Genomic DNA, 24,883 nt, shown 5'->3' on the forward strand with positions numbered 1-24,883 from the left:
AAGAGAAGGGGTCAGGGGGTGAGTTCGGGTGAAGGGATGGGATAAAGCTGGAATAAATCGATAGGCGTTTTATCTTTTATTTTCAAGGAGGATATACCATGAAGGTCATCAGGCTTATGTTGTTGCTCTCGGTTGCGGTGCTCATGCTGTGCGCCGTTGTATCGCCGGTTTCCGCGCAGGCACAGGGAAAAGTATTCCGTATCGGCATGATCGGTCTCGACACATCGCATGTCATCGCTTTTGCCAAGACCCTCAACGATCCCAAGAATAACTACGGCTGCCGTGTAGTGGCAGGATATCCCGGCGGCTCGCCCGATGTCGAAAGCTCCGCCAGCCGTATCGAGGGATTTACCAAACAGCTCCGCGACGAGTCCGGCGTCGAGATCGTGAACTCCATCGAGGAGCTTGTCTCCAAAGTCGACGGCGTCCTTCTTGAGAGTGTGGACGGCCGTCCCCATCTCGCGCAGATCAAGCCGGTGTTCGCCGCCAAAAAGCCCGTCTTCATCGATAAGCCCATGGCGGGCAGCCTCGCCGATGTCATCGAGATTTTCCGTCTGGCAAAGGAAAGCGGCGTGCCCTGCTGGTCGAGCTCTTCGCTCCGGTATTCGCCGGGCATCGTACGTATGCGGAACGACGAGACGATCGGGCAGGTTCTCGGCTGTGACGCCTTCAGCCCGTGCTCGCTCGAGGAGCATCATCCCGACCTCTACTGGTACGGCGTCCACGGTGTCGAGATACTGTTCACCATCATGGGAACGGGATGCGAAACGGTCAGCCGTGTCCAGACCAAGGATACCGAATTCGTCGTCGGCACATGGAAGGACGGCCGCATCGGGACATTCAGAGGTCTCCGGGGCGGGAAAACGGATTACGGCGCTTTCGTATTCGGCTCGAAAGGCATGGGACCGAGCGGGTCATACGGCGGCTACGAACCGCTTGTCGAGGAGATAGTGAAGTTCTTCAAAACGGGAGTGATCCCCGTTCAGCCGGAAGAAACCATCGAGATTTTCGCGTTCATGAGCGCTGCCGATGAATCGAAAGCCCGCGGCGGCGCCCCGGTGTCGCTTCAGTCGGTGATCGATAAGGCGAAGAAGCGGTAAACGTCTCCATGACAATGTAAGAATCATTCCATTCATATCCGAATATTCGGGAAATACTATTGGCAATACCGCACTCTTTCCGGTTGATGATTTTAATGTATATGCGGTCACATCGGATGGTGACAGCACTTATCTCGCCGTATACAGGACAGATGAAGGTGCATCGGGAAAGACGAAAGTATATAAATTCCCGGAAAAAAACGGACCTGTACTATCATGGATTCATGGTTCTGGTTCTAACGGCTTCAAACCGACCGGCGACATGTGTGTAACAGGATCATTTGTTATCGTTTGTAACAGCAATGGAACGAACAATGAGGTGTATAGATATCCAAAGAAAGGGGAAGGTGCTACTGCGGTCTTAAACTCTATTGAGCTGACCTCAAAGAAAGTTACGGCCCTTTCCTCTTATTCAGCCGCATATTCCGATTCGTTTTACATTTCAGCCATCAAAATAAATAGAGGAAGTGTAAAACTCTATAAAGGAATATCTACACAAGTAGAATATAGTGAACTGAAAAACTGTGACGCAGTACAGGCAAGCGAAGTTACCGCGTTGGCATGCGATGGCACCAATATTATATTTGCTGCGAAAGTAGGTAGCAACACGAAACTGTACAGTTTCACTGAGGCTGATACTTCTCTTGTCCTTCGTCAGACATGGAACAGTGCAGAAGCAACAGCAATGACGTTTTTCTATACTACACTCATGACAGCGGTAAAATCTACAAGTACCGGAAATACAACCATCTACCGGGGTCCGTATACCGATCCCGATTCCGGAAGTGAGAGTCTCGGAGCTACTGAAATACTGTCGCTTGCCGGATATAGAGGCACAGGCGACTTCTGTTATTCAATAAAAAATGTATCGTCAGATGGTGACAAACAAATGTATTTTACCGATACGAGCAGTAACCTTTTAAAGGATACGCTTTATTATTCACGTTGGTGGAGAGAGTATTAAGATGAGTAATAGAGGGGTGGAAATATCCACCCCTCTCGATTATAGTCTTCATATGAATTTTTTGGTGTGATTGCAGAGAAAGTATTACAATATCTCAAATGGTGAAAAATGAAAACACAATTCAAAATATATTCATTAGTGTTGTTTTTACTTATTATAAACGCAGCCAATTGTTTTTCAGGAGATTGGGTAACATATAAAACGTTTATCGACACCGTTACTGCAATAGAGCAAAAAAATGATACATTCTGGCTTGGTTCAAAACACGGTCTTGCTGCGTATGATCAAAAAACAGGCATTACCGTTGGATATCCATGGGAAAACAACATTCAAAACAACTGTGTGAACGGCATAGCAATTGACAGAAACGGAGTTACATGGGCAGCGACCGATAAGGGAATATTTTATCGGAGTGGCGCATATATGGTTTCAGCAGGCGAAAAGGAATTTGGAAAAATACTTGCCGTGGATGTCGAAAAGAATAATAACATATGGTTCATTTCATCGAATAATGTAATTTTTTATGACAGGGATTCATGGCATGTTTTTACAGCAAGCATCGATTTTCCCGTCGGATCGCTTATCACACTTGTGATAGATGATACCGATACAATCTGGATAGGTACGAAAAAGAATGGAATTATGAGTTATAACGGTTCCTCATGGACAATCTATGATATGTATAAACCCGATATCGTGTGCAGCACAGTAGATATAAAAAACCGTGTCTGGTTTGGCGATTACCATGGTATGGCATATTCATATGATGGGAACAATTGGAATAGCATACAGGTAGTAAGTCCTCTATGGTATATGTATTCGCTCGATGTCGATAAAAATGACATTATCTGGGCAGGCTCTAATAAGGGACTCTATCGTTCTGAAAATGGTGCAAATACTGTTTACACGGAAGATAACGGTCTCGAAATCACACGATGTAACATCGTAAAAATAGATGAAATCGATAACGAATCTGTATGTATTGTTGGGATCAGAGGATTAACGAAGTATAACGGAATCGATTTTTCAACAGTTTTTCCGAATGTTGGTCCTTTGGAAAATAATGTGTATTCAATCGCGATCGATCACAATAATGTCAAATGGTTCGGACATAATACGGACAATATTACGTGTTTTGAAGACGTTTCTTGGTCAGGATTTAAGCACCATACAATCAGCATGATCGGAGAACATATTGCTGTCGATTCACACAATACCAAATGGCTTTCTGCAGAGACCGGTGTTGTCCTTTCTTTCAATGATAGTACGTTTACAGAATATAATATATCTGCTTATGATGAGGCTGGCCAGAGAATGAATCCCAAATATCCATTGTATGTAAGTTCCATCGTAACAGATAATGACAGTAATGTATGGATGTTTGCAGATGGTACGAATGATTATGAATATAAAGCAAATATTTTTGGTTACAATGGAGAAAACATATATGTTTGTTCGCCTTATCTCTACCTAGTACCTGTTTTCAATTTGGCCATAGATTCAAAGAATCAATTATGGAAATCATTGCACAATACCAGCCCACCATATGGATACTATATCACATGTCCCTCAACAATAATACAAAGTCCTTTTAATGAACGTTCCATTCTATCTTTTGATCATTATGATAGTATATGGATATATTCTATTTATGGTATAGCTGAATTCGACAGTGTATTTTGGATTGTTTATAATGAAGATAATTCAGGTCTCACAAGTAATGTTGTATATTCCATGGCATTTGATCAAAACAACACCAAATGGATCGGCACCGATGCCGGTGTCTGCCGCTTCGACGGCGAAACCTGGACAACGTTCAACACTCAGAACAGCGGCCTCTGCGATAATAAAGTCAACGCCATCGCGGTCGAAAAGAATAACACCATCTGGTTCGGTACCGACAACGGAGTCTCCCAATACACCGGGGAAGTAATCATCACTTCAGTGGACGAAAACAAAACAACGCCCGTATCTCTCCCTATCATCCGCTCCTACCCAAACCCCTTCAACCCCTCGACGACCATCGAATTCTTTCTTCCTGATACCGGGTTCACAACGCTCATCATCTACAATATTGCCGGACAGAAAGTCCGTGTAATTGCTACGGAACGCATGACCAGCGGAATTCACCGTCTCCATTGGGACGGCAAGGACGACTCCGGCAGCTCTGTCTCGGCGGGTATCTACTTCGCCCGGCTGACATGTGGCGGGCAGGTGGCTACGGGGAAAATGGTGATGGTGAAGTGAAACCGGGACTTTTGAAATCACCGAAAATCCCGGTTTCTAGTGCGGCTTTTTGAAAATCTATTTCACCACGGCAATGGCGTTGGCTTCGACAAGCTGTTCGGGACCGAAGAGGTTGTCGACCGATATGACCGTCATAGCCTGGAGGCCCTTCGGGAAAAACTTCCCGATGACTCCGGCGGCGTTGTTGAATTCGGCTTTGTTCTTTCCGGCCCGTTCGTCCACGAAAATCTGGAGGAATGTGACATCGTCCATGGTGGCGTTGTAGCTGGCGAGCACTTTCTGGATGTTACCAAGCGCCGTGTCGAGCTGCTGCTCGAAATTCCTTCCGGTTTCGAGGTCGGTTTTCGGCATGCCCTTTTCGTCGAGGTTCGTGTCATAGGGCTGCTGGCCGGATACGAAGATCATGTTACCGGTTTTCACTCCCTGGGCATGCGACCACTCTTTTTCGAGCGCGCCGCCGAATCCGAATTTCTGCGGGACAAACGATTTCGCGTACTGCTCTATGGCGTTCTGCGCTTCCTCACGGGAGACTCTGCGGGCGATCTCCTCTATTTTTGCCTCGTTCGGCCCGCACCCCGAAATCACTGCCAGTGAACATACGAACGAGACGAGTACAGCTCCTGTAAATAAATGACGTTTCATGGAATGCCCCTCCTTTGAGACATTAACGGTGAATGGTACAGTAACGGTGAATCGGAAAAACATTTTCAGAGCACAATTATTTATAAACCATGATTGGTTGCATCAAAATACGGTGACTTTCTTGTAACTATCAAACTATTTTTACAAAAGCGGTTTATTATTGCCAAATAAAATGTGGCGGTGACTGGACGGCATGTTACAGCTCGACACGCTCGGGGATGGCGTCACGGTGATAAAATTCGTCTTTCAGCGTGCCTTCGTACAGTTTCACAACCCGGAGACCGGGATTGTTGTCGAATGAATTGCAGATCGCGTTCGTATTGATGAGCCGCACTGTCTTATATGCGCGTTCGGGGATTGTCGTGTGACGGTGCCCGGAGAAGACCGCCCTGACATTGCCTTTGACAAATGCTTCGAGGTAGAGCGCACGGCTGACCTGAGTGATGGCATGATACCCGTCTTCCTCGTCGATGGAGTTATCGAAAAACGGGTGATGCATGAAAACGATGGTTCCATATCTGTTTTTTTTCGATTTTTCGGCAAACTCCGCTTCCATCCAGTCGCCCTGGGCCCCTTCATCCTCCATGACAAAATCGGGCGTTTTCATGAGCGTGCTGTTCAGAACCATGAACTTCCACCCGCCTTTTGTGAATGAATACCAGTCGGGACCGTAAATCTTCCGGTAGACGGCGATTCCTTCGTGCGAGGGTCCCTGATTACCGAGAAAATCGTGGTTGCCCGACACGTTGTAACAGGGAATCGAGCGGTCGAGCAGCCCCATGAGCCGCTTGTACTCCGCAACCTGCTTCTCGTGGGCGGGAATATTGGTCATATCGCCGCAGACCACGACGAATGCCGGGCGCGGGCGCATTTTATTGATGCGCGATATGACGTTTTCCATTATCGTTGTTTCCTGCGTAAACTCGTTTCCGTCATCACCTCCGGCGATCATCCCGATCTGGGTATCGGCCATCTGGATGAAATAAAACGGCTTGAATCCGCATCCGTACAGACCCGCCGCAGCCGCTGTAGGAAGCATCATGGACAGAAAAACTCTTCGTTTCATGAAATACATGCTCCTCTCACTACAGTAATACCCTCACCCTCGATCCCTCTCCCGTAAACAGGAGAGGGAAGAGAAAAAATATATCATACATTCGATCATGTAACTATTAGTTATTTCAAAGGTTTTTAATACAATATTATTGCGGTTATATTCTTTTGTATGAGTCATACTTACGGTACCGCCTTTTACTTTTCGAGTCCGAGTTCCTCGACCGCACCGCTGTCGCGTTTCACCCGCATTTTTATCGCTCCCCTGCTTTCGAGTCCATACGCCCGGAGCAGAGCGCTGTCATCGGTGGGCAGCAGCGCGGTGCACTCGCCGTCCGCCAGTTTCACTCTGAGCCCATAGCCGCCGCTGACCGGCTCCAGAACCGCTTCATCGGGCGCTCTATCCCCGATTTTGTGCGGACGGTAGATGGTGACGAATTCCAGCCGGTCCTTCTTTTCCGGAGTCGTTGCGGTCAGGTGCCATTCACGGAGCGTGATGCGCGGCCTCGGATTCGGATCGTACTGGTCGGTCTGGGTGAAGGTCAGCCCTGACGGCGCGAGGAAATCGATGTCGCACACTACATCGTCGTTCGTCACCCGTATCCTGTGCTGGTCTGTCACATCGATCTTGTTGACCGCATGGAGCCAGTATTCGTACGAGGACGGCTCTCCGGGGTCGAGACGGTCGTAGACGATCACGAGGTCGGGCTTGACAAAGAGAACGGCCCTGGTGAAGTGCTCGGTTCTGCCGACAACGATATCCATGGCGGGCGTCGTTTTAAAAGCGGTGATCTCGCCTTTCGCCTTCGAGGAGCGCTTCGGCTGATCCTTGCCGTTTATCCTGATGCAGTTGACCGAGCGTGTGCTCCACATCCAGTTCGTGTGGTGCTCGCTGCCGTAGCTGTCGCGCCTCCCCGACCGTATGAGCAGACGTTTGCCGTACGCCCACAGGAGAAACGAGTTGTTCGCCTCGTAACCGTGCGACTGGGTGCCGAGCGGGCTCGATTTGAACACGACCTGGACATCCGCGCCGGCATCGGTCAGGGTGGTGTTGAGCATGGCCTGGCCGGTTCCCATGAACAGGCGTGAGGACGGAAGATCGTCGGGCGCTTTCGATTCGACGCCGGGCAGCGCGCCGCGGATGAATCCGATATAGCCCCCGGCAGGCTTCGGCCCGCCGTTCCGCTCGACCCACCATTCCCAGTGACCGTTGCGGGCCTGTGCTGCAAATGTGGTCATGAGTGATGTGAAGCTGGCGGAAGTGAGCGTGGCGGTCAGGTCGCCGAATCCGCCTCCCACCTTGCCTGGCGGCATAAGATAGAGGGCGTAGTAGCCGACCTTCGAATAGTACGGTTTCTCGAAGGCGTTGATACCGAGCGCCTCGCGCATGACATCGGCCCACCAGGTGAAGCGCTCCTGATAGCTCTGCCAGTATGCCGAGCCCTCGTGCCAGCCGCCGTCATCGTCGCTCCACACGGGGTAGACGTTGAAAAAAACGCTGGCGGCGAACCAGACCCAGTCTTCGGCGCCCTCGACCTCGCCGCAGAATGCGATGCCGACCTCTCCGAGAAAGTGCCATGCGCGGTTGGAATGGCTGCTGTAAGGTTTCCAGAGGTGACGGGGGTAGAGATTGCGATACATCTCGTCGCCGCGGATTTTCATGACACGGCGGCAGGCCTGTTTCTCGTCCTCGGTCAGCAGGTCGTTCACAAACGTGTATGTCCTTGAAAAATAATACGCATAGGGCATACCTGCCTCATCGTTGTACCGGAAACCGGTGCTGCCGACCGGGTCCCATGTCGCGCACGACAGAAGGATACGTTTCGCCTCCATGCCGTACCGTTCAGGTCCGCCGAGCAGACGGGTGAATGCGAGGGTCGCGGCACCATCGAGCGCGGCGATGACCTTCATGCGGTTGCCCCACCATATCTCACGCCACGGGTCGCTGTTGGTCACAGTGCCTTCCGGGTATTTCGGCGGTTCCTCGACGGATGGCGGGCTTGCGAGAATCTTCTCGCACTGTTCGACGAGAGCCTCGTAGTTTTCCTTCAATTCGCCGTGAGCGAGGGTTTTGAGCCGGTCAATGTTTTCGGGGCGTACGAACAGGCGCGGATGAGTTTCCGGGATACGGGCGATGAGCTCTTCCCGTGACGGCATCGGCATGACAGCGGCATCCGCCGGGATGGTGAATGTGCGTGTCACGCTCCAGCCGGTGGTCGTTCGGCCGTCCCCGCCCGTGCCGCGGTAGCGCCATGCCCAGGTTCCGGGCTTGAATGTGCGGGAAGGGCAGTGCACATTGAAAACGAGGCCGTCCGCACGGTACTCGACCTTTGCAAAAGTCGTGTCGGCGGCGCATTCGAGCTCCCAGGTCATGCCCTCCATGGGACGCCAGGTGAAACTCGGGGGATTGACCTGCGATACGGAACCGGAAACCGGTCGATAACCCCATTCATCTTCACCGGCCGGGGTCTCATCGAGACGGATGGGCTGAGAAAAAGCCAGACCGGACATGAGCATGAACAGAATGCAGTACATCACGAAAGCTGAGGCCGGTTTGGGCTTGTGCAGGGTAAGAGACATAATCATCAGGATTTCCGCAATTCGTCAAATCGTGATAAAAACGATTGTGAAAGAGATTCATAAAGCATTGAGCACCCTGACCATGAATATCTTGCTGTCCATATCCTCCATCGGGTCTTTCAGCGGAAATATCCCCATAATCCGTGCCTCTTCATACAGCTCATCGAATACGGCCAGATTCCGCTCAAAATCCGGAGGAGAATTTTTTGTAAGGATTTTCTCGAAAATATCAACCAGCCGGGTGTTTTTAATCATGACCGCAAAATCTCCCGTTTACCGAACGATCCACCTTAAGAGTCACTTGTTTCCGATGGCTTTCCGTTTTGCCAGCTCGGCCTCGTAATCGCGGCGGGTTGGGACCGAAGCGGAATCGACCCGCACAAAATCTGCTTTCCCGGGTGTCAGGTCGAACACGTACAGTACATCGTCATATATGACCGGCAGCAGGAGACCCGATCTTCCGTTATCATAATGCACATGAAACCTGCCCCCGGATTCCGCTTTGGTGTATACGTTTATTGATTGAGGCTCACGGACGAATGAGCCGCTGCGGTTTTCGAGGGTGACATATTTACGGCTGTCGGGGTCGTACATCGAAACCATAAAATAGACCGAATCGCCCCGGATAGTCCACAGCATGGTTTTCATATCCTCGATCCGTTTCCATGCGCCGGTCAATCCTTTACTCGAATCCGCCCGAATAAATGGAGTGCCGAACGCAATAACCGCAGTGGTGTCGGTAACATCATCGAGGAGCAGGAAATTCCGTTCTTTTTTTTCGCTGCCGTTCTCCCGGAACTCTATAAACGTGTTAACCTGTATGTTGAACGTCGAGTACCGGTATTCCCTGTAACCGATCGGGTCGCTCACAATCCTCACAGACCGCATGGAAGCGCTGTCGTCGAATGTGTAATAGAAACCTCGGCGCTCCCAGCTACCGATAATGGCGTGGGCCTTATCGGGAGTTTTTCCCGTATCCTGCGCTGAAATAAGCGCCGCAGCCGCAGTTCCGAGTATGTAAATGACCAGGATAATCCGTTTCATGACAATCGCTCCGTGATGGTCATACCAATGCACGTAAATAATGGCCTGAAACGCCGGTTGTCAATGTTGAAGATTCACCCTGATACTTTCCTTTGCTTGCCCAAAGGAAAGTTTCCAAAGGAAAGGGCACCCGTGAAAAGCCTTTTTCCCCATTCACCGCCCGTTTTTCGGGAATGGGTGAACTCACGAGCCTTCGGCTCGCTCGGACAGCACCCATTCTTTTTCCGAAAACCGGTTGTGAACAGGGGGCTTTTCAACGGATTTATGAATTCTCAGGCGGTTTCCCTTTTCTGTTTTCTTACATACACCCTGCACCTGCCTTTTTCCGAAATTCGACTGCGGGGACTGATTGACATGACGGGGATATTTCTCTATACTGAAAACGGACGGTGTTAATATAAGCTGTTCACAGAATTGAATAGAACGAGGATTTATGCGGATTTGTTTTATGTATTTTCCCGGATTCGAAAAACTAATAATTACCGAAGACAATCTGCATACTTTCTTTTTTATATTGTTATTCCGGTGTCTTTACGGTAAAATGATTTCAGATAAAAACCGAATATTCATTCATCTTTCGAACGATACATTCTGTGCTCAAACCCGGAATCAAGGAGATAACGAGCATGAAACGACGGAGCTTTATTCAGATGGCGGGAGCAGCCGGACTCGCGGGCGTTTCCTCATCCTGCGCAAACCGTGCGGCAAAGGCGCGGTTCAGTTTCGTTCACTTTTCCGATGTCCATATCGAGCCGGAACGGGGTGCGAAGGAAGGTTTCCTCGCCGCAATCGCGAAAATGAACAGCCTCAGGCCCGATTTCGCCATAAGCGGCGGTGACCTGATCATGGATGCGCTCGGCGCCGACGAAACCCGCGCGGTCACCCTTTACGATCTCTACATCGAGTGCTGCAAATCGTTTGACATGCCGCTCCATAATACCATCGGAAACCACGAAATCTTCGGGATTTACGACCCCGACAAGGTTCCCGAAAACCATCCCCTGTGGGGGAAGGAGATGTTCAAAAAACGTCTCGGCAACGGGAGCACCTACCGGAGCTTCGACCACAACGGCGTCCACTTCGTGCTCCTCGATTCCATGGGCTACGAAAAGAGGACGGACAAGCCGGGCTACGAGTACTTCGGGCAGATCGGCGCGGAGCAGATGTCATGGCTGGAAAAGGACCTGAGCGGCATCCCCGCCGGAACGCCGGTCATTGCCGTCTCACACATCCCCTTTTTCACCTACTACAGCCAGATTACGGACGGGCCGCTCCGGCCGAACAGCCGGGGGGGCGTCATAACCGACGGCAAGGAGCTGTACGATCTCCTCACCCGTCACCGCCTCATCGGGTACCTCGAAGGGCACATTCATGTCAATGAAATCTATACGTACAAGGGAGCCCGGTTTGTCGATACCGGAGCGGTGTGCGGCGCATGGTGGCAGGGACCCCGTGACGGGCACCCGGAGGGATTCAATCTCGTCCATGTGTACGACGACCGCATCGAGACTGAGTACATGACCTACGGCTGGGATGCATCGAAGTACAAACCGGTCACCCTCAACCGCGAGCTCTTCCCGTTTGCACAAATGACATGAGGGGACGGATTAACGGGGATTATGCGCTCCTGCGGGTGAATTTTGCGCCGAGCACGGCGATGAGGTAACCGAGCCACATATATCCGATTATGTTCTCAAATGTATGCCAGAGAGCCGCCCCAAAAGTGTTCGGCTCGACCGATGCCAAGCCGAGTGTTGTCATGGTAACAGCGCTGAAATAGTACGGATACCAACATGGAGGCTCACCAACAGAATAGGTGATATATAAAAAATCAGTTTTTGAGAAAATAAATCCGAAAAAGACTATAATCACAAGCGACCAGAGAAATACAAGGGACGCCGACCGCCCGCAGTTCGAGGTGACCAGCCAGAAAGGATACATAACTTTGTGTTTTAATTCGAATTGATCGAGATACTGCTCGTCGAGGAGGTCGCGGTACAGAATCGGGTCAGAATCGAGTTTGACATTTTTGAGTTCGGCACCATCGAACAAAGTTAGCCTGTCCGGTGGTTTATCGTCAGCTTTTTTAAGTATCATCTTGACCAGCCACCAATAGTATTTAATTATATCCTTGACCCGCCGCCATGATTTGAATGAGAAAGATGCGTAGTTTAAATTGGCTCCTTCAAGAAGTGCATGTCTTAGGTTGGAATGCTCAAGATTTGCATACATCAGGTTGGCATGTTCAAGATTTGCTTCATTTAGGTTGGCATATTCAAGACTCGCTAAACTCAAGTCGGCATGCTCAAAACTCGCTCTACTCAGGTTGGCATACTCAAGATTCGCTTCCCATAGGTTGGCATGCTCAAGTTGCGCTAAACACAGGTTGGCGCCCTCAAGATGCGCTCCAACTAGGTTGGCGCCCTCAAGATACGCTAAACTCAAGTCGGCATGCTCAAGAGATGTTCTAACCAATGTGGCATACTTAAACAACGTTCCAGCTAGGTTGGAATGCTCAAGATGCGCTCCTCCTAGGTTGGAATGCTCAAGATGAACATAACGCAAGTCGGCATTTTGTAATGTAAGTTCTGATAAATTGATACCGCGAAGCTCACGAAAATTTTTTATTTCACTGACACCAGAAAAGTCTCTCCACGCATGCGTTTCACCATTCACCTCTACACTGAGGTTTTCCCAATCAACAGCATGGCCCTTCTCATCAGACTGTAACTGCCTGATGATTTCCTCTCTGAATGCCTTCCCGGCCGGTGTTTTCCACCGATCTCTCAGTTCATCGACTGTCAGTTTACCCTGTTCGTCCGGCATGACCATATCCTTTCAAACGCCCGGCGTTGAATGCCGGGCTCCGGTACATGATCCCCCTCGGCTTCGCCGTATCCCCCTTATGAAAGAAAGGGGGAGCCGCCCCACTTGTGCCTTTATGCACGGCATTGAAATGCCGAGCTATTATCGAAAAGTCCCTGAAGGGACTCATTGAACCGCTGATGAGCCGGGTGAGTGCCGTAGGCACTTTACGGTAATAGCCCGGGGATTCATCCCCGGGTGGTTCTTCTGCCTTGTGCCTTTTGCCTTGTGCCTTTATGCACAGCATTGAAATGCCATGCTATTATCGAAAAGTCCCTGACGGGGACTCATTGAAACCGCTGATGAGCCGGGTGAGTGCTGTAGGCACTTTACGGTAATAGCCCGGGGATTCATCCCCGGGTGGTTCTTCTGCCTTCTGCCTTCTGCCTTCTGCCTTTTGCCTTTTGCCTTTTGCCTTGTGCCTGTTTTCTACGCTTTTATCCATCCCCTCTTATACATGAACCGCGCGGTAAGCACCGAGACCACGACGAGCGGGAAAATCGCGTACGATGTGGGGACTTTCGGAAACAGGAACGCGATGATGACCCCGAGGGTCACCGGCGCGATGCCGAGACGGGCGTTCTTGAAGATGTACATGCCCGCGACCGAGCCGAGCAGGGCGGGAAGCACATGATTGAGCGCCACTGTTGTCGATGTCCCGGCGGTGTTGAGCTTTCCGAGGAACGGCAGGAAGACGAGCACTCCGACTGTGAGGATGAGCTGGCTTGCGATGAGCGAACCCGCGACTCCGAGGGTGGAGACGATCTCCGATTCAGGCGTGCCCTCCTTTGTGCCGACAACCTGCTGAGTGGTGACCGATATGGGGAGCCTGAGGTTCACGAGGTTCCCGGTGAGGAATGACATGTACGTTCCGCCGAACCCGATGAGCGAGAAATAGATGATGGGTTCGAGGATGCTGAACACGATGGCGAACGACCATATGCCGATGAGCGCCTGGACGAGCGAGCCGAGCGGCGGCATGAGGCCGTGAAAAAACCACAGGTACGCCCCCGGAAAAAACAGGCATACGCAGGCGGTGAGTATGGTGTAACGGCCGGTTTTCCCTATCGGCTGTATGAACTGTTCCTGAAAAATCTGCTGTTTCGAGTCCATGTCATCCTCCCGTCCCGTGCCAGTGATGAGCGATTCCCACCGCGGTCATGCCGATGAGTATGGAGACCGAGAGCGCCCACTCCTTGAGCCATGACTGCCGGGCATAGCGTATGAGCACCTGGAAAATCACCATGCAGACGAAGCCGGTCAGCAGCGCGATCAGGGGGAGTCCGCCGCGCGCTATGGGCTGTCCCCAGAGGAATCCGAACGCCCCGAAGAACGCCGCGCTGTTCATGAGCGTCATCCAGCCCTCGTCGTTTCCGGCCAGCCTGTCCTTGATTTTTTTGAGGCTCGGGGTAAAGAGCGCCACAAAGAGGAGACAGAATATGAATCCCATGGACATGGTCCACACCGCCGCGGCATAAACCTGGCCGTCGAACGCGGCGGTGCTGTCTTTGAGCCCCATGGCCGTTGCGGCGACCTCGACCGCGAAGAGCTCGTAGATCACCGAGCCGATGACCGAAAGACGCATCCAGGGGAACGGTACCCCGAGCTTGGGAATGAGCACCGCGACGCCGACGAGGAGCGCGATTGAGGGCACGATTGCGGAGATGATGCCCGTACGGAGCGCCTGCACCATCTGCGCGCGGGGAAGGCCGATACGGTCTCCCGCCCTGAACGAAATCCTGATAAACCGCGCGGTCTGGAAAAGCACCACGACGATGATAGCGGTGCAGGCCACCCACATTCCAAAACCGTTGGCAATTGACAGATAGTTGTCCATACCGCCTCTTTTCTTGTTGATTTATAAAAAATTGCTGTTTTTACTCATCGTTTCCTTTAATCAGAATCCCACGGCAATGTCGATCAGGGTCGAGACGATCGCTTTCTGGCCGCCCTCTTTCACCACCGAGGCGTTGTACTCGTATCCTCCGCGACCGAGCTCTTTATCGGAGAGCACATAACTCGCGTAGCCGTTGCACAGGCCCATGAACATCACCCACTGGTACGGCGATTTCTGCTTGAAATCCTTGCCGATTTCGCAGAAGACCTCCGCGGATGACCCGGCGAAGAGAACCTCACCGACCCTGATGGCGCTCATGCGCAGGGGCGTATCGGGCACGGGCGATGTGTCCTTCGCCAGCTCGTCGTATTTCGGGTCGAATCCGAGGAGCCCTAGATACCGTTTTCCCGGCACCTTCGTGATTTTCTGGGATGCCTGCACCGGCCCGGAGACTTCCGCCGTGATGCCGTTCGCCACCCGCATGACCTCCTCACCGACCATCATCGCGAGCACATCTGCTCCTCCCGTCCGGGCGTCGAACTCCTTCTTCTCCTCGTATATGGGATTCACATCGCCGGCGGCGCCGGAAAGGAAGGGAGCGACGATATCGCCTCCCCATTTCCGCTCGATGTACTGGGAGCAGATGCCGCACCAGTCGCCGGTGAGCTGTTCGGACATCATGCTTGTCCCGTGGCAGCCGAAATTGTACATGACCGCGATCGTCTTGCCCGATTTCGTGTCGATGCGCACGACACCCACATCACGGTCGGTGGGGCCGTCCGGATTGACGCCGAGCCAGATTTTCCCCTGAGGATCGAGGGCGCGGCGGTTGATGCCGATGGATGACGAACCCCTGCCGTACCCGATGACAGCGGGGGCATACCGTTTCCGGGCTTCGCCAACGACCTTGACGATGTTGTTTTTCAGTTCCTCCGTGTACCGTTTCTGCTGTTCCTCGTAGGGGTTTTTGCCGAGCCAGGACGCATCGAGGGCATTCGGGTCGGGAGGCTCGTAGAGCGCCGGGCCGCCGTGGGTATGGCTGGCGTTGAGGATGATGTGATCCTTCGCGATGGGATATGCACGGGCGATACGGTCGGTGACATCGTTCCAGAAGCTCTCGGTGAGGACACAGATATCGACCGTGATCAGCGCGGCTTCGGTTCCCCCCGATTCGAAAACGACCGCCCGCGCATAGAGATCGTCATGCACACCGGTGAAAGGTCCCTGACGGACGTAGAATCCCGCGAGCGGAATCGGCTCGGCAGGCGATGTTTTGATTTTTGCCGCTCCCGCCCTGAGCGGCGATTCTGCGTGAACGTTCGAAGAAGGCATGATGCACGCTCCCAGCATGAATATTACCGTTATGAACATTCTCATCGGCGCACCTCCGGTCTGAAAAATGTGAAACAGTGCTGCAAGCCTGTCGATATAATCGGAATACGTTATTATGTCACTTACACCGGAGGAATGCAAGCGTTTATGGTATTTTCGGTTCCCATTTCCGGAATTCAGCGTCAGGGTGATGTATTTCTGAGCGTGTCCGGCAGTTTCGGCTCTCTTTTCGTTCATCGTACTGTCCGTCAGTGTACATGAACTGTTCGCTGCCGGACGGAACCGTCGATGCTTTTCTCTTCCGTACATCCGTGATTCATCGGGACCTGTCGAATCATACCGCTCTGGCATCGGGAATCCGCCGGGTGGTGCTGTTTTGGAGTGGTCTGCCGTTTTTTGGCACGGATTTACCAGTTTCATGGAGTACGTACCGGCCGGTTATTGTCATGATATTCACTGTTTTTTCTATGTGATTACCGGATGGATAGAACCGGGGGAACTGCCATGAAGGTGAAGATCGTACTATTGTGTCTGTCGTTTCTTATGCTTTTTTTGCCGCGTGTGTCCGCGGACAATCCGTGTGACAGATTCAATGATTTCTGCTTCGACACATGGCCCGATCCGAGTCCGGCAAAAGGGAGTATAATGTTTGAAATCGGGACGTTTCTGGATTACAGTATACTGATGGACAAACGCAACCCGAAATCGTTCAATGTGGATTTCCGTTTTTACGATCCTTCCACGGGAGTGAAAAACGACGGGCGACTCCGTATCAGTTACTATCAGACGGGAGAGGAGGCGCAGAATGCGTTATACGGCCTGTTGATGTCCTGTGAATCACCGTTTCTCCCTCCTCTCCGTCACAAGCCCGATTTTGCGCCGGGAGATGTCGCATTCGCGGGATTTTCCAATGCTCCCGGTCACTTATACGGTGTTTATTATTGTATCGGCAATGTGGTTGTCCGGGGAGTCGGTGAAGAAGCAGACATCAAGGCGCTTGCCCTCACTGTCGAAGCGATCGTGAAAAACACCCCTCCGGCGGCACCGGACAATCCTCCCGGATTCATCATATCGGATGAATTCATACGGGCGTTCAAATACCCTCGGCTCTCCGCGTCAGCCGTTGAAGACACACCTGCGGAGACTCCGCGGGTCTTCACTCTCTGCCAGAACGTCCCGAATCCGTTCAATCCCTCGACGGTTATCGGGTACGAACTGTATGAATCCGCCAACGTTCGCCTGGCTGTGCACGATACCGCAGGACGTGTGGTGCGGGTGCTCGAAAATTGCATGCGGGACGCGGGACACCACGAGGTCGTCTGGGATGGCAGGGACAATAGTGACCGGTGCGCCGCCTCGGGAGTCTACATCTGCCGCATCGGGGCGGGAGGGACATATAAAGCGCGGAAGATGACTCTCGTACGGTGAGAGAAAGCGGAGAAAATGCTTCCGGATGTTTGATCCGGATTATGCGTGAAAACGATTCGCTGCAAAGGCACCGGGCAGGGGTAATTCATGCATTACCCCTGCAATGGCGCATCCGTCAAATTAAAAAAAACAAATCCGCGAAAATCCGCGTTCTATCAAATTCTGTGAATGTCTCCGGCCAATCCGGGTTTACTGCGCTTTCCGCTCGACTCCCGCGACAGTAACCGTAACGGGGTTGTTGTATTCCTGCGCCGTCTTGAGAACATATGCCCTGAACTCCTCGGGAGTTTTGAGGACGCTCCCTTCGCTCCATGCGCCGAAAATCATGTATTCGTAGGTGAGATCGCCGGTCACCGGTACTGCGAACGTGTGATTCCCGCCGCGGGCTTTGACAAACCGGTACTCGGGCTTATACTTATCCTTCACCACGAGGGCGGTACCCACATAATCGACATGTACTTTACGGAGTCCCTCCGTGTCGTCCGGGTCGGATATTTCGTCATCGCCGCCGGTGATGACAATATTCCCCTTCTGGTATGAATCGAACTCGCCCTGGTTTTTCCTGATGCCGCAGCCGAACATGGTCAGCGGTTCCTCAGGGAGGAACTTCGCGTACTTGACCAGACAGGTCGCATAGTTCTGGTTCGTATACACCGTGTAGTTCTGTTCGAGTTCATAGGTTCCGCCGCCGGTGTTCCAGTTCATGGTTTTCACCCGCACCATGCTCCGTACGGGACCGTTCACGACCACTTCGAACGCATACCGGGTGTCGTTGAACTGCCCTTCGTTCCAGCCATCCGGCGAGAATTTATCGCCCCTGACCGGCGCAAAACGGGGTCTCGATACCGAATCGGGCTGCGCGGGCACCTCGAAAAGACAGATTCCCCCGGCGCCGAACGTGTCGGCAACTCTCATGATATCGGAGCCGTAATCGTACGGCACGTTGTAACCGTCGAGATTCTTCATATACAGCTCGTTGGACATGAGCACACTCTTCCGCTTGCCGAACATGTCGCAGTCGGTGGCATACCAGAGCTTCCATCCGATATTCGCGGATTCCCAGAAGGGGATGAGGTGATGGCAGTAGCTGCCGATGGCCGCATGGGTGCCGTGCGCGTTCCATCCCCGCTGCGAGAAGCCGATATAGAGGTACATCGTCCTGGTCTCGCGCGCCTTGATGTCGGTCTCGAAGCACAGCTCGTCCCAGATGCCGTCCCTGTCGAGGTCGTCGAGCTGATGGAAAATCTGGTGACCGTTGGTTTCCGCGCGCATCTGATGGCCGCCGAACTTTGCGAGGACCTCCTTCGATGGCTCCGGACTGGAAGGGAGAGCCGGATCCACCACGGTTACCCACATCTCGTGGAGGTTTTGCAGGGGCAGCTCGCTCCGTTTGATGACAACGGGGTAGTTGGCACGGTCGAGGTTCAGCGTATTGACCAGCCGGAACTCGATGCGGATTGCCGGCGCAAAATCGCCCTCGGTATACCATTCCTTTCCGGCCGCATACAACGGCGATGTCACGATTACAAACATGACTGAAAACATCAGAAAGTGCAATTTGTGTAACACGGCCATCTCTCCTGATTGGGGCGTTTTATTTGAATTTTGATAGTGCACAATGAAACCAAAATACTATAACAATGCAGTGTAATGCAACAGCTTCAGTGGCTTTTTCAATAGCTGCATTGTATGTAAATATCGTCACATTTTCAGTGGAACAGGGAATTGCTCCCCTCTACCTCGGCCCATACACCACATCCTCTCCTCCGACCTCGAGCGCACCCAGATCGGGCGCTTTCCCTTTATACCCGTCGTTGATGTTCGGCAGGAGGCACCCCGCATCGATCGCCGGTGAGCCGGGAGCGAGCCGGAAGTCGAACTGTTTGGCGAAGTATATCTTTTCGATCATCGAAAGATCGGGCATCGGGACATTCCGGAAGCTTTTATAATCGACAAGGACACCGTGCTTCTCGAATCCGGTGGCGTCGGAAAACTCCGCAAGGGTGTTCCATGAGCCTCCAGTGGTATCCTTAAGCTCGAAATCACGGCCGTTGCGTGCCTGTTTCCATGTGAACTGGGGTTTGTCACCGGGATTGGGTCCCCAGCCATTGTAGTCAAGGGTGGTATAGCTTGTATACGAGGTGTTCCGGAACAGCGGGCGGTCGGGATTGCCTGTGCCGATGAAAAGATTGTTCCTGCAGTGTACGTTGGAAAAAGGCGGATTGATCCATTCGCCGAAAAGGGTGTTATGGTAGACATAAATCCCGGCGGGGTAGATGTTGAACTTGAAGAAGCTCCCCGCGAGTACGTTGTAGACGATGTTCCGGATGAAATATGCCGGGCCGCCGAAAATGGGCTGGGCTGAAAGTCCCTGCTGGCCTGAGTTGATGCCGCGGTTGTTGAAAACCCGGATATTGTGGGTACTGCTGTCGGCCTCGATGAGGTCGTCGGCCATGACATGCAGATCGTTGTTGTAGAAGTCGTTGGAACAGGCTTGCCAGTCCTCGCGATGGGCTTCGCCCTGCTCGGTTATGTCGATAGCGTCGTGGAAGTATGCGATATAGTTATGACAGACCGCATGTCCCTGCCCGTTGATGTCTATGGCGATGAAGGACTGGAGGTCGGACAGCCCGACCTTGTACCGCGTCCACGGGCCGGTCCACCCGCGGAGTACATCCTGCCTCTCGCGTCCGAGAATGACATTGTCGGCGATGTAGAAGTTACGGCTGCCGGGGAACTGGGCGTTGATGGCGCAGCCCACGTTCTCGAATTTGCATTTCCGCACCACGAGGCCGTCACAGCCCTCGGTGTACCGCAGCCCGGCGAGGATGCCGATCTCGCAGTTTTTGATGGTCAGTCCCTCGAAATAAATGTTGTCGGCGAACATGACATCGAACAGACGATACACGCCATCGCCGTCGAGGATAACCTCGCCGTCCCCTGCCGCGCGGATGACGATGGGCTGGTCGGGAGTGCCGCTCTTTGTCAGCTGGTAGCAGCCGTGGAAGTGCATCCACATCGGCTCGTAGTAGCGGCGACGGTCGGAGAGGTAGGTACCGGCGTGCACGAGGATGATATCGCCCGGCTCGATGTCCGCCGGCTGCCAGAGTCCGCCTCCCGGCCCGTAGAAGGCGCTCATGATGCCGGTGTAGGAGGGTTCCTGCTTCTCGCCCTCGTAGCCGGGAGGATAGACATGACGTACGCGGCCGGTCGACGAGGCGCGCGGTTCCACGCGGGTGGTCAGCACCGCGGTACGCACCGCGGTGCCGGTGACACCTTCCGGATCGGTCATCGTGAACTGACACTCGTACGTACCTCCCGGTTTGAGCCCGAAGATGCTCCCCGCGAACATGTTCGGCGCGGTAAAATCGATGCCCGCCGGTTTATGCACGATCCGTTCGTACTGGAGACGGAGGAGCGGCAGCGCTTCACGCCATTCAGCCGTCCCCTGCTCACGGAATCTGACCGCAACAGCGGCGGTACGGTTATCGTCGCCATCGATGTACCACTCGAATCCGGCGCACTGAAGCGTCGGCGGCTCGACGATGAACCTGCCGGCTGTGACCGCATCCTCAGCGGCAGCAGGCGGAGGAACGATGGTGAGCAGAAAGGTGAGCAGTGCTAAGAACGGTGTCGTGTGTGCCATGGTATACCTCACTCGATGAATAGAGGATGATAACTGATATTCCCCATATTTAAAAAAAAGAGGGGAGTTGACAAATCCGTATTGTGCGAGTTCATACAAGATCAGAAGAACCGCAAAGGCTTCATTCCATATACCGGAGCCCCCATACGCGCCCGGGCAAGTGTGCGGTAATCGATCTTTTCCACACCCTTATTTGAGAGTTCATAAAGGGGAATCTTATCGATATCGTTCTCGCCGAAACCCCGCTCGTGAGTGGTTCGGAGATAGGGAAGTTCACGGGGGTCATGCCCCATTAACCATGCGGTAACCGAATCGCACGCCACCATGTTTCGCGAGATGGTTACGAAGTTATTGAGCCGGAGCGCGCCGTCCTGCTCACCGGCGATACCCTCAACCATATTGATATAGGGATTTGAGTTGCTGATGACATCCATGATCCGCTGATCCCATTGTTCCTCCCAGAAGAGAAACGGGCCGGGTTTATACTCCCCGCGTTTGTAGGCATCGTAACCGCCCGCGGCAAAGTATTTCTTCGCGTCATCGGTGATATCCCAGTGTTTGTACCCCATAATGGCATGCCGGATGTATTGCAGTTCCACATGCTTCTGGTAGTTGGGATTGAAAATCTTATTTTTCGGCTGGATATCCATGGCGTTCTTCAATGTCCATGTCCCGCCGGCGCCCCATTCTCCCCTGCCGTAATCGCCATCGCCCCAGGTATTGCAGATATGCATGTATCCGACCGGCATCATCCCCTGGTGATTCTTGATGCACAGGGTGGTAAAGCAGCAGGTGTTGACCCGGGTCTTGGCCATGTTGATGAGCGTGGTGTCCTTCTGCTTGATGAGGCTGATGAAGGGAACTTTCAACATGATGTTCCCCTCAGGATAGTCGATCCAGGTCACCTCGGATTTCTCATATTCGTGCCATGACTTGTATTTCGCCTCGATAAAGAACACCCCGTGCTGGTCGAGGAGTTCGCATACGCCGGACTGCACGAAATTTTCGTGGGACGCCGCGCCGTTCGCGCCCACCACGATGTTAGTGTTGCCCAGTTCCTTAAGCCCGTCGGCAAAACCGCAGACAAAGCCGGGGTGGGTGGATGCGCTGTTATTGATGCTCCGCTCTGCAGCATTGAATCCGCCCACGAAATTCGGCTTGATATAGGTTGTACCGCCTTTATTTGCTCCTTTACGGAACATGAGCTGCGACACATCGTATCCCGCGCGCTGGAACTCCTCCAGCATCGCCGGCAGCTTGTTTTTTTCGTCGTAGGTTCCGGCGACATTGGTCTTGATGATGAATACCGCGTCCGGATTATCCAGAATCTCTTCACGGAGTACGGGAGGTGTGTTTTCCGCCTTGTGCTGTTCCGCATATTTAAGGGCGTCGCGGATAAGTTTCTGCCCGGGATCGAACCGTTCCTTTGCCTTGTCGATATCCCGTTGAGCTGCAAAGGCGTTACCGGCGAAAACCGGCAGGCCGGGGAAGAGCTTGAGAAATTGACGGCGATTGGTTTTCATTTTTTCCCCTTCAGACGGGCTTCGTGACCCGTTTTCATTGATTTTGTGTAAAAGCTGTACATCCTGTAATATATAAAATACGTTTATTGACGGATCGCAGATACAGCATCATTTCGGCGATTCCAGCAGGTTCAGGAACAGCTTCTTGGCGACCGCGGACTGCGGACTGTCCGAAGCCAGTTCCGGTATAATGTCCAGCGTACTCAGGAATATCTGTCCGTTTCCGTAGCGTATCCGGGTCAGGGCGCTCCCGATCTCCTTACGCCCCTGGGAGGCGAAACCGACTATCAACTCCGTTCCCAGAAAGTCGATGTTGACAGCCCAGGGATTTCCGCTGTAAAACACCTGATATTCCCAGTTCATGGACTGCGCCTGGGGAAGACCGTTCAGGTAGGTGCTTTTACCGACAAAGAACCGTCCTTCGTTTCCCCAGTGCACGGTATTCACATACCGGAGAGCCTGATCGTCCAGTCTCTGTGCCCAGCGGTCGGCCTGGTCGAGAACGATCAGAGTCGCCCCGTTGGACACTTTTTCCATAAGATCGCTGTAATACCGCTGGTTTGTGTTTTTCCTGTCCTGCCCGCCGATGATGATATAATCCGGGTCGGTGACCGCAGGATCATAGTCGGGGAGGGTGATTCCCCGGGACTCCTTCAGAAAGGCGTTGACGACTCCCGAAGTATCGATAACCGCGCCCTTTCCCTGTAAACCGGGCCCGGAGCGATAATCCACGACAAATATCCTGTCGGAACCGGAGACCCTGACCTGATTATTCATTTTAATCGCGGCATTGACCGAATAATATCCCGGCTTCGTCATCGCGGGCAACTGCACACCCTCCGCGAGAAGCTGTCCGAACTCTTCCCCTCCCGATACCTGGACCGCGAAGGTTTTGGTAAAGATTACACGCCCGTCCGGATCGAGGAGTTCGATTTCCAGAACTCCCTTGCCTTTCAGATCCAGTTCGTTGACAATAAAGAAATCGGCGATGGATGTAGCCCCCGCCGGGAGAACCGTCGCGCGCACTTTCACCGCGACATACAGCGGCTGGGAATAATAGGCGATAATGGAAGGGTCGCCGGTGGGATTGCGATACTGGTCCACGAGGTCGGTATGAGTCATTGCATCGGACGCCCATGCGTTGAGATTGTAGGCATCCACCACATTGCTGATGCGGACGTTCTCAAGATTACGGCCGTGATAGTAGTGCATGTTTTTCCCGAGCGCCAGAGTCAGATCGTCCACCGTGGGGAAGGCGCTGCGGAATCCGCTCTCATCGAGAAACCGGTCGTATGAGTTGAAAAAGTCCATGCGCAGCGTTTCCTGCCAGCCGGTGGCGCCCGTACGATCCAGCTCTTCCTTGATCTTCTGGAGCCGGATCATGGTGCCGAACGCTCCTTCCTCGCCCAGCCAGATCAGTTCGCCCTTGTCGTAGCCATGAACGGAGTCGCCCGGGGCTACCTGCCCGCGCAGAAAGAACCACGGATTCCGGTAGTAATCATCCATCCATCCGCCGGTGGGGATAAAATGATGGTGGTTGAACCAGCCGTAATAGTGCAGGCTGTCGTCCATCGGCCGCATATGGAGTTTGAAGGGGTCCGGGCCATAAGTGTCGGTGAATTTCTTGTGACGGTTCCGGTCGCTGTTGTAGATAATGAGGCGGGTCGGATCGAGCGCATGGACCATTTTCATGTTCCGAATGTCGTCCTCGCTCGCTTCGGTGCTGGTTTCCTCCTTCAGGAGCGTGATGAACCACGAGGGCTTGGAGCGGTCTCGCAGGATCATTCTCCTGAGTTTTTCACTCCGCCATACGGCCGCTTTTTCATCCGGATGGTCGTTGCAGCGGTATCCCCCGGGGTCCGCATGGGTCAGGATGCCGTATTCGTCGCAGATATCGGTTGCCGCGGGCTGAGCCATGCACTGGTTCATGATGAAGGTATTGAATCCCATTTTAAGGAGCAGTTCCACATTCCGCTGTGCCATCTCCGGGGTGGGGAACATCCCGTTCTTCGGCCAGTATCCGCGCTGCATGGGGCCGAAGACAAACACACGCTTCCCGTTCAGGTAGAACCGTTCGTCGCCGTCCTTCTTCCCGATCTCGAACCAGCGAAACCCGAACCGTCGATCCATTGAATCCATGATCACGCCGTCGTCGCTCGTGAATTGAACCGCGGCGATGTAGAGATGAGGATCTCTGATGTTCCATGCTTTCGCCTTTGGGACCTTCACCGAAAGGGATTCTACCGTGCTTCCGGTCGGGATGGACAACGGCAGGGTCTTTTTCCAGAGGACAGCGGAAGGATTCTTCCACTCGTGGACGACGACCGTCATTTTCCCTTTCCGTGCCGCGCCGGTGAGGTTCTTCAGGGTGACGAACACCTCCGCTTCCGTAACTTTTGGCGTGTTCTGCACATAGATGTCATCCACCCATACGCCGTCGGTCGCCCGGAGATACACTTTTCCGGTGATGCCGCCGAAACCGTGGTAGGCCGGAACCCAATTCTTCCCCCAGCGGTACATATCGTTGTTGCTCCAGTCGAAGTTGCCCACCGGATCGGTTACCCGCACATCGAGGGTGTTCTCCCCGTCGAACCGTACCGCATTGGTGACATCCACCTCGAA

The 24,883-nt window shown here is 53.0% G+C and carries 19 protein-coding genes; 6 read left to right on the forward strand and 13 right to left on the reverse strand.

Features of this window, described 5'->3' with window-relative positions; translation table 11 throughout:
• Nucleotides 1-98: 98 nt before the first annotated feature.
• The 3 genes from LLG96_07075 (at nucleotide 99) to LLG96_07085 (ending at nucleotide 4,311) form a co-directional block, all read left to right on the forward strand.
• Nucleotides 99-1,100 carry a Gfo/Idh/MocA family oxidoreductase gene (locus LLG96_07075; protein MCE5249967.1) on the forward strand — a complete coding sequence of 334 codons (1,002 nt, stop codon included), beginning with the start codon at nucleotides 99-101 and terminating at the stop codon, nucleotides 1,098-1,100.
• A gap of 262 nt (nucleotides 1,101-1,362) precedes the next feature.
• Nucleotides 1,363-2,064, forward strand: coding sequence for a hypothetical protein (locus LLG96_07080; protein MCE5249968.1), 702 nt, complete (start codon nucleotides 1,363-1,365; stop codon nucleotides 2,062-2,064).
• 108 nt (nucleotides 2,065-2,172) lie between these two features.
• Nucleotides 2,173-4,311, forward strand: a complete 2,139-nt coding sequence (locus LLG96_07085; GenBank protein ID MCE5249969.1) for a T9SS type A sorting domain-containing protein — start codon at nucleotides 2,173-2,175, stop codon at nucleotides 4,309-4,311.
• A gap of 57 nt (nucleotides 4,312-4,368) precedes the next feature.
• Here the strand turns inward: LLG96_07085 and LLG96_07090 are convergent, their stop codons facing one another.
• The 5 genes from LLG96_07090 to LLG96_07110 form a co-directional block, all read right to left on the reverse strand.
• On the reverse strand, nucleotides 4,369-4,953 hold the full coding sequence (locus LLG96_07090; GenBank protein MCE5249970.1) for a RidA family protein: 585 nt from the start codon (nucleotides 4,951-4,953) through the stop codon (nucleotides 4,369-4,371).
• Between the two features lie 196 nt (nucleotides 4,954-5,149).
• Complete coding sequence (locus LLG96_07095; protein MCE5249971.1) at nucleotides 5,150-6,019, reverse strand: metallophosphoesterase; 870 nt, start codon at nucleotides 6,017-6,019, stop codon at nucleotides 5,150-5,152.
• A 185-nt stretch (nucleotides 6,020-6,204) separates the two neighbouring features.
• The gene (locus tag LLG96_07100; GenBank protein ID MCE5249972.1) at nucleotides 6,205-8,592 is read right to left on the reverse strand and encodes a DUF4962 domain-containing protein; all 2,388 of its coding nucleotides are present in this window, start codon (nucleotides 8,590-8,592) and stop codon (nucleotides 6,205-6,207) included.
• Nucleotides 8,593-8,643: 51 nt separating this feature from the next.
• Nucleotides 8,644-8,841, reverse strand: coding sequence for a hypothetical protein (locus LLG96_07105; GenBank protein ID MCE5249973.1), 198 nt, complete (start codon nucleotides 8,839-8,841; stop codon nucleotides 8,644-8,646).
• Nucleotides 8,842-8,883: 42 nt separating this feature from the next.
• The gene (locus tag LLG96_07110; GenBank protein ID MCE5249974.1) at nucleotides 8,884-9,630 is read right to left on the reverse strand and encodes a hypothetical protein; all 747 of its coding nucleotides are present in this window, start codon (nucleotides 9,628-9,630) and stop codon (nucleotides 8,884-8,886) included.
• 132 nt (nucleotides 9,631-9,762) lie between these two features.
• Between LLG96_07110 and LLG96_07115 the strand changes: the two genes are divergently transcribed.
• Together LLG96_07115 and LLG96_07120 are read left to right on the forward strand one after the other, a co-directional pair.
• Nucleotides 9,763-10,026 (forward strand): hypothetical protein, encoded by a 264-nt coding sequence (locus LLG96_07115; protein MCE5249975.1) that lies wholly within the window; start codon nucleotides 9,763-9,765, stop codon nucleotides 10,024-10,026.
• Nucleotides 10,027-10,256: 230 nt separating this feature from the next.
• A complete protein-coding gene (locus LLG96_07120; protein ID MCE5249976.1) occupies nucleotides 10,257-11,228 on the forward strand; it encodes a metallophosphoesterase in 972 nt (323 codons plus the stop codon).
• A 19-nt stretch (nucleotides 11,229-11,247) separates the two neighbouring features.
• Here LLG96_07120 and LLG96_07125 read toward each other — a convergent pair whose 3' ends face one another.
• The 4 genes from LLG96_07125 to LLG96_07140 all read right to left on the reverse strand — a co-directional run bounded on the left by LLG96_07125 (nucleotide 11,248) and on the right by LLG96_07140 (nucleotide 16,015).
• Nucleotides 11,248-12,456 carry a pentapeptide repeat-containing protein gene (locus LLG96_07125; GenBank protein ID MCE5249977.1) on the reverse strand — a complete coding sequence of 403 codons (1,209 nt, stop codon included), beginning with the start codon at nucleotides 12,454-12,456 and terminating at the stop codon, nucleotides 11,248-11,250.
• Between the two features lie 468 nt (nucleotides 12,457-12,924).
• Nucleotides 12,925-13,608, reverse strand: coding sequence for a hypothetical protein (locus LLG96_07130; protein ID MCE5249978.1), 684 nt, complete (start codon nucleotides 13,606-13,608; stop codon nucleotides 12,925-12,927).
• Between the two features lies 1 nt (nucleotide 13,609).
• On the reverse strand, nucleotides 13,610-14,332 hold the full coding sequence (locus LLG96_07135; GenBank protein ID MCE5249979.1) for a DUF5058 family protein: 723 nt from the start codon (nucleotides 14,330-14,332) through the stop codon (nucleotides 13,610-13,612).
• A gap of 60 nt (nucleotides 14,333-14,392) precedes the next feature.
• Nucleotides 14,393-16,015, reverse strand: a complete 1,623-nt coding sequence (locus LLG96_07140; protein MCE5249980.1) for a neutral/alkaline non-lysosomal ceramidase N-terminal domain-containing protein — start codon at nucleotides 16,013-16,015, stop codon at nucleotides 14,393-14,395.
• A gap of 153 nt (nucleotides 16,016-16,168) precedes the next feature.
• Between LLG96_07140 and LLG96_07145 the strand changes: the two genes are divergently transcribed.
• Nucleotides 16,169-17,092 (forward strand): hypothetical protein, encoded by a 924-nt coding sequence (locus tag LLG96_07145; GenBank protein ID MCE5249981.1) that lies wholly within the window; start codon nucleotides 16,169-16,171, stop codon nucleotides 17,090-17,092.
• A 189-nt stretch (nucleotides 17,093-17,281) separates the two neighbouring features.
• Here LLG96_07145 and LLG96_07150 read toward each other — a convergent pair whose 3' ends face one another.
• From LLG96_07150 to LLG96_07165, 4 genes are all read right to left on the reverse strand, one after another.
• Nucleotides 17,282-18,661 carry a DUF4861 domain-containing protein gene (locus LLG96_07150; GenBank protein ID MCE5249982.1) on the reverse strand — a complete coding sequence of 460 codons (1,380 nt, stop codon included), beginning with the start codon at nucleotides 18,659-18,661 and terminating at the stop codon, nucleotides 17,282-17,284.
• A gap of 166 nt (nucleotides 18,662-18,827) precedes the next feature.
• The gene (locus LLG96_07155) at nucleotides 18,828-20,738 is read right to left on the reverse strand and encodes a hypothetical protein (GenBank protein ID MCE5249983.1); all 1,911 of its coding nucleotides are present in this window, start codon (nucleotides 20,736-20,738) and stop codon (nucleotides 18,828-18,830) included.
• 101 nt (nucleotides 20,739-20,839) lie between these two features.
• A complete protein-coding gene (locus LLG96_07160) occupies nucleotides 20,840-22,261 on the reverse strand; it encodes a DUF362 domain-containing protein (GenBank protein ID MCE5249984.1) in 1,422 nt (473 codons plus the stop codon).
• 108 nt (nucleotides 22,262-22,369) lie between these two features.
• Nucleotides 22,370-24,883: hypothetical protein (locus LLG96_07165; GenBank protein MCE5249985.1), on the reverse strand; the 2,514-nt coding region annotated here is incomplete at its 5' end.

This window comes from bacterium (assembly GCA_021372535.1).
Classification (GTDB): domain Bacteria; phylum Latescibacterota; class Latescibacteria; order Latescibacterales; family Latescibacteraceae; genus JAFGMP01.